Annotated in this window: 12 protein-coding genes; 7 read left to right on the top strand and 5 right to left on the bottom strand. The window is 73.7% G+C overall.

Translation table 11 applies throughout. The features are described 5' to 3' along the window. Positions 1 to 34: 34 nt before the first annotated feature. A complete protein-coding gene (locus K5S26_RS02230) occupies positions 35 to 349 on the bottom strand; it encodes a DUF427 domain-containing protein (RefSeq protein ID WP_221855561.1) in 315 nt (104 codons plus the stop codon). A 91-nt stretch (positions 350 to 440) separates the two neighbouring features. On the opposite strand from K5S26_RS02230, the gene K5S26_RS02225 reads away from it, so the two are divergent. From K5S26_RS02225 to K5S26_RS02200, 6 genes are all read left to right on the top strand, one after another. Then, complete coding sequence (locus K5S26_RS02225; RefSeq protein ID WP_308122719.1) at positions 441 to 1,241, top strand: helix-turn-helix transcriptional regulator; 801 nt, start codon at positions 441 to 443, stop codon at positions 1,239 to 1,241. Between the two features lie 185 nt (positions 1,242 to 1,426). Next, the gene (locus K5S26_RS02220; protein ID WP_221855559.1) at positions 1,427 to 2,461 is read left to right on the top strand and encodes an iron-siderophore ABC transporter substrate-binding protein; all 1,035 of its coding nucleotides are present in this window, start codon (positions 1,427 to 1,429) and stop codon (positions 2,459 to 2,461) included. Then, entirely contained in the window at positions 2,458 to 3,501 is a 1,044-nt protein-coding gene (locus K5S26_RS02215; RefSeq protein WP_221855557.1) for a FecCD family ABC transporter permease, read from the top strand. The genes K5S26_RS02220 and K5S26_RS02215 overlap by 4 nt, the downstream gene beginning before the upstream one ends. Then, the gene (locus tag K5S26_RS02210) at positions 3,498 to 4,565 is read left to right on the top strand and encodes a FecCD family ABC transporter permease (RefSeq protein WP_221855555.1); all 1,068 of its coding nucleotides are present in this window, start codon (positions 3,498 to 3,500) and stop codon (positions 4,563 to 4,565) included. Before K5S26_RS02215 ends, K5S26_RS02210 begins: the two co-directional genes overlap by 4 nt. Next, the gene (locus K5S26_RS02205) at positions 4,562 to 5,422 is read left to right on the top strand and encodes an ABC transporter ATP-binding protein (RefSeq protein ID WP_221855553.1); all 861 of its coding nucleotides are present in this window, start codon (positions 4,562 to 4,564) and stop codon (positions 5,420 to 5,422) included. The genes K5S26_RS02210 and K5S26_RS02205 overlap by 4 nt, the downstream gene beginning before the upstream one ends. Beyond that, a complete protein-coding gene (locus K5S26_RS02200; RefSeq protein WP_221855551.1) occupies positions 5,419 to 6,315 on the top strand; it encodes a siderophore-interacting protein in 897 nt (298 codons plus the stop codon). Before K5S26_RS02205 ends, K5S26_RS02200 begins: the two co-directional genes overlap by 4 nt. 42 nt (positions 6,316 to 6,357) lie before the next feature. On the opposite strand, the gene K5S26_RS02195 is transcribed toward K5S26_RS02200, so the two are convergent. The 3 genes from K5S26_RS02195 to K5S26_RS02185 form a co-directional block, all read right to left on the bottom strand. Further along, positions 6,358 to 7,290, bottom strand: a complete 933-nt coding sequence (locus tag K5S26_RS02195; RefSeq protein WP_221855549.1) for a 4-(cytidine 5'-diphospho)-2-C-methyl-D-erythritol kinase — start codon at positions 7,288 to 7,290, stop codon at positions 6,358 to 6,360. Between the two features lie 93 nt (positions 7,291 to 7,383). Next, positions 7,384 to 8,226, bottom strand: coding sequence for a 16S rRNA (adenine(1518)-N(6)/adenine(1519)-N(6))-dimethyltransferase RsmA (rsmA, locus tag K5S26_RS02190; protein WP_221855547.1), 843 nt, complete (start codon positions 8,224 to 8,226; stop codon positions 7,384 to 7,386). Positions 8,227 to 8,297: 71 nt separating this feature from the next. After that, positions 8,298 to 9,470, bottom strand: coding sequence for a citrate synthase (locus K5S26_RS02185; RefSeq protein ID WP_221855545.1), 1,173 nt, complete (start codon positions 9,468 to 9,470; stop codon positions 8,298 to 8,300). A 129-nt stretch (positions 9,471 to 9,599) separates the two neighbouring features. Here K5S26_RS02185 and K5S26_RS02180 point away from each other — a divergent pair, with 129 nt between their 5' ends. Continuing rightward, a complete protein-coding gene (locus K5S26_RS02180) occupies positions 9,600 to 11,345 on the top strand; it encodes an L-aspartate oxidase (protein ID WP_221855543.1) in 1,746 nt (581 codons plus the stop codon). 45 nt (positions 11,346 to 11,390) lie between these two features. On the opposite strand, the gene K5S26_RS02175 is transcribed toward K5S26_RS02180, so the two are convergent. Then, on the bottom strand, positions 11,391 to 11,630 hold the full coding sequence (locus K5S26_RS02175; RefSeq protein WP_221855541.1) for a hypothetical protein: 240 nt from the start codon (positions 11,628 to 11,630) through the stop codon (positions 11,391 to 11,393). Positions 11,631 to 11,652 lie beyond the last annotated feature (22 nt).

Genomic DNA, 11,652 nt, shown 5'->3' with positions numbered 1-11,652 from the left:
GACGCCGAAGTCGGGGTTGCGCGAAGGCCGCCCGTCAGGGCAGGATCGTCACTCCTCCGCCGAATGCGACGTATCCGGAGAAGTCCGCGCCGACCCGTTCGATCGCCGTGTGGAACGGCGTGGGGTAGCTCCAGGCGGCGTCCACGGCCTCGCCGGCCGTCTCCCCCTGGCTCTCCCGGAGCGTCCAGTACTGGCACTCGCCCTTCCACGGGCAGGTGTAGGGCGTCGGGCTCGCGTGGAAGAACGACCGCTCGAGGGTGTCGGGCGGGAAGTATCGGTTGCCCTCGATCACGACGATCCGGTCGTCCGGGGATTCCGCGACCACGTGGTCGCGCCAGAGTGCGCGCATGCTGCGAGGGTAGCCCCGCTCCGGCGCCGGCGACAGCCCCGGCTCCGCACCGCGGGCGCCCGCCGGCGCGACCCGAGGCGACAATGGATCCGTGGCACGAGGACGGACGACGGGACGGGCGGAGACCGACCGGAGGGCGCTGCCGGTGTTCGCTGCGGGAGAGACGCCGGCGCCGTTCGTCATCACCGGGATGGACGAGCTCGTCGAGCGGGACACCACGTGGGAGCCGCACGCGCACGCGACCCACGAGCTGCTGTGGAATCCCCGGGGCGCCTCGAACGCCACCATCGGATCGCGCACCTGGACGATCACCCGGACGGTGGGCCTGTGGGTGCCGGCGGGGGTGCTGCACGGCGGACACATGCCCGCCGGCACGTGGTACCGCACGGCCCACTTCGATGTGCGCGCGACGTCTCCGCTGGCCGACGATCCCGTCGCGGTGGAGATGACGCCGCTGCTGACGCTGCTGCTGGAGCGCCTGGCCTCGCGAGACCTCGAGGCGCGCTCGCGGGAGCTCACCGAGCAGCTCGCGCTCGATCTGCTCGCGCCCTCCCCGCACACGCTCCTGGTGCAGCAGCCGTCGAGCGCGCTGCTGGCGCCGATCGCGGCGGCCCTGGAGACGGATCCCGGCGATCAGCGCACCCTGCGCGACTGGGGCGCGCAGCTCGCGGTGAGCGAGCGGACGATCACGCGCGCCTTCCGTGCGGAGACCGGGCTGAGCTTCGGGGCCTGGCAGGCGTCCTTCCGCGCGCAGCGTGCGGCGCTGCTGCTCGCCGGCGGCATGAGCGTCGAGGAGATCGCCGAACGCGTGGGGTACGGATCGGCGAGCGCGTTCGGCGCGGCGTTCCGCCGCACGACCGGGCTGACGCCGGGGCAGGTCCGCTCGCCCTGAGCGCGTCGCACGGCCTCGCCCGCGCGATGCCGTGCGGGACGTCCGGATCGCTACAGCACGGGTCCATTTCACTCGATTGCGCCACCGTCGCGGCGTCCATACGCTCTTAGGTAATCCTCACCTAAGCCACTGTCCCGGTCGGCGAGGGCTCCCGATCCCCCTGTGCATCAGAGAGTGAGTCACCCATGCGTTCCCGCCGACTTCTCGCGCTCGCGGTCGCCGCTTCGGCCGCCGTCGCGCTGTCAGCCTGCAGTTCCTCCCCCGCCGCGGAGGCGCCCGAGACCGACGCGCCCGCCGCGGGCACGGGCGAGTTCCCCGTCGTGATCGAGCACGCGCTCGGCACCACCACGATCGAGGAGGCGCCCGAGCGGGTCGCCACGGTCGCCTGGGCGAACCACGAGGTCCCGCTCGCGCTGGGCGTCGTCCCGGTCGGCATGGCCGCCGCCAACTTCGGCGACGACGACGGCAACGGCCTGCTGCCGTGGGTCGAGGAGAAGCTCGAGGAGCTCGACGCGGAGACGCCCGTGCTGTTCGACGAGACCGACGGCATCGACTTCGAGGCCGTGGCCGACACCGCTCCCGACGTGATCCTCGCCGCCTACTCGGGGCTCACGCAGGAGGACTACGACACGCTGACCGAGATCGCCCCGGTCGTCCCCTACCCCGAGGGGCCGTGGGCGACCTCGTGGCGCGACGTGATCCGCTACAACGCGCTCGGTCTCGGGCTCGAGGCCGAGGGCGACGCGCTCATCGAGGAGCTCGAGACGGAGATCGCCGACACCGTGGCGGAGTACCCGGGGCTCGCGGGCACCAGCACGATGTTCGTCACCCACGTCGACACCACCGACCTCAGCACCGTGAACTTCTACACCGCGAACGACACCCGCGCGGCGTTCTTCGAGGACCTCGGGCTGGAGACCCCCGCGGCCGTCGTCGAGGCGTCGGAGGCGGGCGAGTTCTCGGGCAGCATCAGCTCCGAGCAGGTCGACCAGTTCGACGACGTCGAGCTCATCGTCACCTACGGCAACCAGGAGCTCGTGGACACCCTGGAGGCCGACCCGCTGCTGTCGCAGATGCCCGCGATCGCGAACGACGCGGTCGTCTTCCTCGACGGCTCCGGCCCGCTCGGCACCGCCGCGAACCCCACCCCGCTGGCGATCTCGTGGGTGCTGGACGACTACGTCGCGCTGCTGGCAGAGGCCGCCGGCCTCGAGAAGTGACGATCGCAGGAACCCCCTCCGCGTCGGGCGTCGCCATCGTGCGGCGCCCGACGCGGGTGCGTCTGGCCTGGCTGCTCGCCCTGCTCGCGGTGCTGGCGCTGCTCGTCGCCGCGTCCATCGCGATCGGCTCGCGGGACGTGTCGTGGGACGAGATCGTCGCCGCGCTCGGCGGCTCGGTGGACGGCCTGGGCCCGGCCGCGGTCGCCAAGCGCATCTCCCGCACCGTCCTGGCGCTGCTCGTCGGCGTCGCTCTCGGGCTCGCGGGCGGCGTCATGCAGGGCGTGACCCGCAACCCGCTGGCGGACCCCGGGATCCTGGGCGTGAACATGGGGGCGTCCCTCGCGGTCGTGACCGGCATCGCCTGGTTCGGGCTGTGGACCTACACGGGCTTCATCTGGAGCGCGATCGCCGGCGCCGCCGTCACCGCGGTCTTCGTCTACGTGGTCGGCTCGCTCGGACGCGGCGGCGCGACCCCGCTGAAGCTCGCGCTCGCGGGGGCCGCCACCTCGGCGGCCGCCGCCTCCTTCATCAGCGCCGTCGTGCTGCCCCGCGGAGACATCGCCGGCGGGGTGCGCTCATGGCAGATCGGCGGCGTGGGCGGCGCCAGCTTCGACGCGATCGCGCAGGTCGCGCCGTTCCTCGTCGTGGGCACGGTCATCTGCCTGCTCGCCGCGCGCCCCCTCAACTCGCTGGCGCTGGGCGACGACCTCGCCGCCGGGCTCGGAGAACGGGTCCTCCTGACGCGGGCGTTCGCCTCGCTCGGCGCCGTGCTGCTGTGCGGCGCCGCGACCGCCGTCGCCGGGCCCATCGCCTTCGTCGGCCTCATCGTGCCGCATGCCTGCCGCCTCCTCGTCGGAGTCGACCACCGGTGGCTGCTGCCCTTCTCGGCCGTCGCCGGCGCCGTGCTCGTCACCGCGTCCGACGTCCTGGGCCGCGTCATCGCCCGACCGGACGAGATCGACGTCGGCATCATCACCGCGATCGTCGGCGCCCCGTTCCTCATCGCGATCGTGCGCCACCAGAAGGTGAGGGAGCTGTGACCGCCGCAGAGGCCGCCACGCTGCGCGCCCCGCTTCCCTCGAGCGTCGCGCTCGTGTCCGGCTCGCGCGCACGCCGCGGCCGTCGCCGGCGCGCGGTCATCGCCGCGCTGGCGCTGGTCGCCGCGGCCACGTTCGCCACCACGCTGATGGTCGGCCAGACCTTCTACTCCCCCGCCGAGGTGATGGGCGTGGTGCTGGGACAGGATGTGCCGGGCGCATCCTTCACCGTGGGGCGGCTCCGCCTGCCGCGCGCGGTGCTGGCCGTGCTGGCCGGCGTGTGCTTCGGCATCGGCGGCGTGACGTTCCAGACCATGCTGCGCAACCCGCTCGCCTCGCCCGACATCATCGGCATCAGCTCGGGCGCGAGCGCGGCGGCCGCCTTCGCGATCGTCGTGCTCGGCCTCGGCGGGGCGCAGGTGTCGGTGTTCGCGATCGTGGTGGGCCTCGCGGTGGCCGTCGTGATCTACCTGCTGTCGTTCCGTCGCGGCGTCGCGGGCACCCGCCTCGTGCTGATCGGCATCGGCATCGCCGCGATGCTCGACGCCGTGACGTCGTTCGTGCTCGAGAAGGCGCCGCAGTGGGAGCTGCAGGAGGCGATGCGGTGGATCACCGGCAGCATCAACGGGGCCTCGTGGAGCGACGTCGTCCCGGTGCTCGTCGCACTGGTCGTGCTCGGGCCGCTGCTGCTCTCGCAGACGCGCAGCCTGTCGATGCTGCGCCTCGGCGACGACGCGGCGTCCGCGCTCGGCGTCCGCACGGAGCTCACGCGGATCCTGCTGATCGTGGCCGCGGTGGGGCTCATCGCCTTCGCGACGTCGGCGGCCGGTCCGATCGCGTTCGTCGCGTTCCTGTCGGGCCCGATCGCCGCGCGCCTCGCGGGCCCCCACGGCTCGCCGCTGCTGCCGTCCGCCCTGGTGGGCGCGACGCTCGTGCTCGTCGCCGACCTCGTCGGTCAGTTCGCATTCGGCACGCGCTACCCCGTGGGCGTCATCACCGGGGCGCTCGGCGCGCCCTTCCTCGTCTTCCTCATCATCCGCACCAACCGCACCGGAGGCTCCCTGTGACCGCCGACCACACGCTCGAGGCGAGCGATCTCTCGCTCGGCTACCGCGATCGCGCGGTGATCGACTCGCTCGACCTCGCCGTCCCGCCCGGGCGGATCACGGCCATCGTCGGCGCGAACGCCTGCGGCAAGTCGACCCTGCTGCGGTCGATGTCGCGCCTGCTGTCCCCGCGCGCCGGGCAGGTGCTGCTGGACGGCCGACAGGTGCACCGGATGCCCGCCAAGGAGCTGGCCCGCACGCTCGGCCTGCTGCCGCAGTCGCCGATCGCGCCGGAGGGCATCACGGTGTCCGACCTGGTGGGCCGCGGTCGCAACCCGCACCAGGGCATGATGACGCGCTGGACGAGGCAGGACGACGAGGCGGTCGCGGCGGCCCTGGAGGTGACCGCCACGCTGGCCCTCGCCGACCGCGCCGTCGACGAGCTCTCGGGCGGCCAGCGCCAGCGGGTCTGGATCGCCATGGCGCTCGCCCAGCAGACCGATGTGCTGCTGCTCGACGAGCCGACCACCTTCCTCGACGTGGCGCACCAGATCGAGGTGCTCGACCTGCTGATCGAGCTCAACCGCGACCGGGGCACGACCATCGTCATGGTGCTGCACGATCTCAACCTGGCGGCCCGCTACGCGGACCACCTCGTGGCGATCGCGGGCGGGCGCGTGCACAGCGCGGGCGCCCCCGGCGACGTGCTCACCGCCGACACCGTGCGCGCGGTGTTCGGCCTCGACAGCCGCATCGTCGTCGACCCCACCTCCGGTCGTCCGCTCATGCTGCCGCTCGGGCGTCACCGCGTGCTGCCCGCCGACCCGTCCGGGTCCCCGACGAACGCCGCACCCGCAGAAGAGGAGCCGCTGTCATGACCGAGTATCCGCCGACCCGCGTCTACCGCACCCGCGCGAAAGACGTGCGCGTCCTGTCGCCGCACTTCACCCGGGTGACCCTGACCGACCCGTCGCTCGCCCATTTCGGGACGGGCGGGCTCGACCAGCGCATCAAGCTGCTGCTGCCGGCCGCAGACGGCACCCTGCCGGAGGACATCGGGCTGTTCGACCTGCCGGTCGCCGAGTGGTACCCCGCGTGGCGGGCCCTGCCCGGTGAGCGGCGCGGGGCGATGCGCACGTACACGGTGCGCGGCATCCGGCCCGAGGCGCACGAGATCGACGTCGACTTCGTCCTGCACGGCACGGACGGGCCGGCCTCCGCGTGGGCGTCTGCGGCACGTCCCGGAGACGAGCTGGTCGTCCTCGGGCCGGACGCCAGGTCTGCCCGCCAGGGAGGCGGCATCGAGTGGAAGCCGGGCGACGCCTCCGCGGTCCTGCTGGCGGGCGACGAGACGGCGGCGCCGGCGATCTGCTCCATCCTCGAGTCGCTCGAGGCGGATCGGACCGGACACGCGTTCATCGAGGTGCCGCACGAGGACGACCGCCTGCCGGTCGCCGCGCCGGCGGGCGTGCAGGTGACCTGGCTGCCGCGTGGTGACGCGCCCCACGGTGCGCCTCTCGAGACGGCCGTGCGCGCCTGGGGCGCGGATCACCGGGGCGGGGCGGGCGCGGACCTGCCCGATCCGGACGCCGACGCCCTCCTCTGGGAGGTGCCTGTCGCGGCGGCCGACGGCGGTCTCTACGCCTGGCTCGCGGGCGAGGCCGGCGTCATCACGGGCCTTCGTCGACACCTCGTGCGCGACCTCGGCTTCGACCGCCGCTCCGTCGCGTTCATGGGCTACTGGAGACGCGGACGCTCCGAGGCCAACTGAGCCTCCGCGCGCCCGGTGCGCCGCGGCGGGCGGTCGCCGCGCTCAGCCGACGACGCGCGCGCCCGGCACGGGGCCGTGCACGTGCAGCGCGTCGTGTCCCGCGGCGGCAAGGACGGTGCGCAGCTCGAGCGCGTGCTCGGGCGATCCGCAGAGGAACGCCAGGGTGGGTCCGGAGCCCGAGACGAGGCCGGCCAGGGCACCGGAGGCCTCGCCGTGCTCGAGCACGGCCGCGAGGTCGGGACGCAGGCGCAGGGTCGCCACCTGCAGGTCGTTGCGGAGCGCGGCCGCCAGCATCGCCGGGTCGCCCGCCCGGAGCGCGTGCAGCACCTCGGCGTCCACGGAGGGCCGCGTCGCGATCGGACCGATGTCGACCTTGTGGCGCTCTCGATGCGCGTCGAGCTCGCCGTACACCTTCGGCGTGGAGACGCCGTCGACGCTCGTCACCAGCACCCAGTCGAAGCGCCCTCGGGCCAGTGCGGGGTTCAGCACGTCGCCGCGCCCGGTGCCGATCGCCGTGCCGCCCCGCAGCGCGAACGGCACGTCGGCGCCCAGCCGCGCGGCGAGCCGGTGCAGCTCGGGGCCCGTGAGCCGGGTGTCCCAGAGGGCGTCGCACGCGACCAGCGCCGCCGCCGCGTCGGCGGATCCGCCACCCATGCCCCCGGCGACCGGAACCTGCTTGTGCACGTCGAGGTGCACGCCGGCCTCGTACCCCGTCTCGGCGGCCAGCAGACGGGCCGCCCGGAGCGCGAGGTTGCGGTCGTCGGTGGGGACGCCGTCGAGGTCGACCGCGCCGCCGACCGACATCGTGAACCCGTCGGCGTGGGTCGCGACGACGTCCTCGAAGAGCGAGACGGCCTGGAACGCCGTGGCCAGCTCGTGATACCCGTCGTGCTGCAACGCTCCGACCTCGAGGTAGACGTTGATCTTCCCCGGGGCACGGACGCGCACCGAGGGGACCTCCGCCGCAAAGCTCACGTCCCCAGGCTAGGGCACTCCACGCGACGGGGTGCCCTCCGCGCGGTCCGTGACGCGAGCAGGGGATCCGGGCCAGGACGCGGATCCCGGACGTCAGGCGAGGGCTCGGGCGATCCTCGCGAAGTCGTCGATCGAGAGCTCCTCGCCGCGGGCCGTCGGCGCCACTCCGGCTCGCTCGAGCACTTCCGACGCCTGGGCCGACGAGCCGCCCAGGACGCCCGCGAGGGCCTGACGCAGCATCTTGCGGCGCTGCTGGAACGCGGCGTCCACGATGCCGAAGGTCAGCGCTCGCTCGGCCTCCGTGCCGCGCGGCTCGGCGTCGCGCTCGAACGCCACGAGGACGCTGTCCACGTTCGGCACGGGCCAGAACACCTGCCGGGACACCGTCCCCGCGAGGCGCCACGCCCCGTACCACGCGGCCTTGGCGCTCGGCGCGCCGTAGACCTTGCTGCCCGGAGGGGCCGCGAGCCGCTCGCCCACCTCGGCCTGCACCATCACGACGCCGCGCGAGAGGCCGGGGAACGTCTCCATGAAGTGCAGCAGCACGGGCACCGACACGTTGTAGGGCAGGTTGGCGACCAGCACGTCCGGGTCTCCCGGCAGCTCGGTGACGCGCAGCGCGTCGGCGTCGATCACCGTCAGCGCGCCGTCGGGCACCCCGTGCGCGGCGGCGGTCTCGGGCAGCCGGGCCGCCAGACGATGGTCGATCTCGACCGCCGTCACGCTGGCTCCGGTCTCGAGGATCGCGAGGGTCAGCGAGCCGAGCCCCGGGCCGATCTCGACCACGCGGTCGTCGGGCACGACGCGGGCGGCCTGCACGATCTTGCGCACCGTGTTCGCGTCGACGACGAAGTTCTGCCCGAGCTTCTTGGTCGGCGTGACGTCGAGGGAGGCGGCGAGCGAGCGGATCTCGGAGGGCCCGAGCAGAGTGACCATTCCCCCATTCTCCCGGGTCCGGATGGAAACCCCGTCCGCAGCCCTCCGCGGCGGGGCGGACGGGCCGGACGTCAGTCGGCGCGGCTGCCGACGTAGCGGGCGGCGGGGCGCCAGCGCAGCGCGGGCGCGTCGTACTCCTCGAGCGCGTGCGCGATCCAGCCGGACGCGCGCGCGACCGCGAACACCGCCTCGCCGGCGTCGGCCCCCATGCCGTGGCCGGCCGTCATCGCGCCGAGCGCCAGGTCGACGTTCGGATACCGCCCCGTGCGCTCGGTCACGACGGCCTCCAGCTCGCGCACCGCGGCGGCCGCCGGGCGTGCCTGCGGGTCTTCGTCGAGCAGGGCGAGCAGCCGGGTCGCGCGCGGGTCCTCGCCGCGGAACGCCGCGTGTCCGAAGCCCGGGATCGCCGGCCCGGTGCGCAGCGTCTCGTCCACGATCAGCTCGACGGGGTCGCCCTGCAGGATGCGGCGCACCATGCGGTGGGTGCGCGTGCTGGCGGCGCCGTGCAGCGGCCCGTCGAGGGCGCCGAGGGCGGCCGACACCGCCGCGTACGGCGCCGCGCGCGCGGACGCCGCCACCCGCGCGGCCACCGTGGACACCGCGAGGTCGCTGTCGGCGAGCAGCACCAGCACGGCGTCGAGCAGCGCGGTCCGCGCCGGGGTCGCGGGCGCCGTGGTGAGGGCGGGCCACAGCCGCTCGGCGGTGCCGCCGTCCTGCGCCGCGCCCGGCAGCGCACCCACGAGCGCGGCGATCACGCGCTGGCCCGCGCGCGCCACGCCCTCGCGCGACAGGTCGCCGCGCATGGGGTCGGCCGCTCCGGCGAGCGCGAGCGCGACGCGCTGCCGGTCGATCAGGCGCGCGCCTCGCGGGAACTGCAGGGCGGGCTGACGCCATTCGGGTAGCGCGGGCGCCTCCCAGGCACCGGTCCAGAGCCACCACGCGACGGCGTCGAACGGCCGCTCCTGCGACAGCGCGACCACGTCCCGGCCGCGGTAGGTGATGGCGGCGTCGTCCACCAGCGTGATCTCGGTGTCGATCATCGGCAGCGGTCGCCCCTCCGGCGCCGCCCCCTGTCGCCGGGCGGAGCGCCGCGCGAGCGCCTCGACGTCCAGCGGATCGAATCGGCTGCGGCGCCGGTCGTCGCCCGTGCGCGGCAGCAGGCCGCGACTGACGTACGCGTAGAGCGTGTCGACCTTCACGCCCAGCCGCGCCGCGGCCTGTGCGGCGGTGAGCCCCTCGTCCATGGCGTCACTCTACTTGATCGGATCAATCTCATTGATCCGATCAAGATTGACGATCAATTCATACGGGCGCACGATGGCGTGGCGACGAACAGGTGCCGGCCCGCGGCGCTTTCGAGGAGGAGAGAACCCATGACCGTCAGCACTGCGGCGCCCGAACGGCGCCTGTCCACATCGATCCTCGTGATCGGCACCGGGGGATCCGGTCTGCGCGCCGCGATCGAGCTGGCCGAGGCCGGCGTCGACGTGCTCGTGGCGGGCAAGCGGCCGCGCAACGACGCGCACACGAGCCTCGCCGCCGGCGGCATCAACGCGGCCCTCGGCACGATGGATCCCGGCGACTCCTGGCAGCAGCACGCCGCCGACACGATCACCGAGAGCTATCTGCTCGCCGACCCGCGCACGGTGGAGACCGTCACCCGGAACGCCGCCCGCGGCATCGAGGACCTGGAGCGCTACGGCATGCCGTTCGCCCGCGAGGACGACGGCCGCATCTCGCAGCGCTTCTTCGGCGCGCACACGTTCCGCCGCACGGCGTTCAGCGGCGACTACACGGGTCTCGAGATCCAGCGCACGCTCGTCAACCGCGCGGCGCAGCTGCGCATCCCGATCGTCGACTCGCTCTACGTCACCCGGCTGCTCACCAACGAGGACGGCGCCGTCTTCGGCGCCTACGGCTTCGACATCGAGGACGGCACGCGCTACCTCATCCACGCCGACGCGGTCATCCTCGCGGCGGGCGGCCACAACCGCATCTGGCGCCGCACCTCCTCACGCCGGGACGAGAACACGGGCGACTCGTTCCGCCTGGCGGTGCTCGCCGGCGCGCGCCTGCGCGACGCGGAGCTCGTGCAGTTCCACCCCTCCGGCATCCTGGAGCCCGAGAACGCCGCCGGCACGCTGATCTCCGAGGCGGCGCGCGGCGAGGGCGGCATCCTCCGCAACGCGCTCGGCGAGCGCTTCATGGAGCGTTACGACCCCGAGCGGATGGAGCTGTCCACGCGCGATCGCGTGGCGCTGGCGGCCTTCACCGAGATCAAGGAGGGCCGCGGCACCGCGAACGGCGGCGTCTGGCTCGACGTCTCGCACCTGCCGCGCGAGACGATCATGCGCCGGCTGCCCCGCGTGTACCAGACGATGCTCGAGCTGCAGATGCTCGACATCACGACCGATCCGATCGAGATCGCTCCGACGGCGCACTACTCGATGGGCGGGGTCTGGGTGCGCCCGGAGGACCATTCGACCGACGTCCCCGGCCTCTACGCGATCGGCGAGGCCTCGAGCGGCCTGCACGGCGCGAACCGGCTCGGCGGCAACTCGCTCATCGAGCTGCTGGTCTACGGACGGATCACGGCGCACGCGGCGGCCGACTACGCGACCGGCCTCGCCGCCCACCGGCGCTCCGCCTCCGCCGTCGCCGAGGCGCGAGCGGAGATCGACGGGCTGCTCGCCTCCGACGGTCCCGAGAACGTGCGCGCCCTGCAGCGGGCCATCCGCAACACGATGACCGAGCACGCCGGGGTGGTGCGCGACGAGCAGGGGCTGCGCACCGGCCTCACCGAGCTCGACGCGATCGAGGCGCGGATCGCCTCGATCGGCGTGCATCCCGACATCGCCGGCTACCAGGACCTCGCTCACGCGTTCGACCTGCTGTCGTCGGCCCTCGCCGCGCGTGCCACGCTGCAGTCGGCGCTGGAGCGTCGTGAGACCCGTGGATGCCACAACCGCAGCGACTACCCGGAGACCGACCCGTCGCTGCAGGTGAACCTGGTGTGGTCGGCCGACGGCACGATCGAGCGCGAGCAGATCCCGCCTGTGCCGGAGGAGATCGCCGCGCTCATGCGCGAGGTCTCGAGCGCCGGCAAGCTCGTGGAGTGACGGCCGGTCCCGGCCCCGGCCCCGGCCCGAGGCGACTCCTCCGGGTCAGGGCCGGTCGGCTTCGCGCCTCATCAGGAACTGCACGTCTCGGTCGATGCCGTCGAGCTTGGCGCTCATCTCCGCACGTAGACCGCCGACCTCGGTGCGCAGCTCCGTACGCAGTCCGCCGATCTCGGCCTGGACCACACGGACGAACATGGTCGAGATGAGCGTAAGCAAGCCGAACAGGCCAGCGCTGAGCACGCCGATGATCGTCCAGATCTGAGCGCCGTCCACGGGGATCACCTCTTCATTCTCGCGACTGTCT

The sequence above is a fragment of the Microbacterium marinilacus genome (genome assembly GCF_019753765.1).
In the GTDB taxonomy this organism is placed as follows: Bacteria; Actinomycetota; Actinomycetes; order Actinomycetales; family Microbacteriaceae; genus Microbacterium; species Microbacterium marinilacus.
Note: the sequence above shows the minus strand (reverse complement) of the source record. Positions and strands in the feature narration are given on the sequence as shown.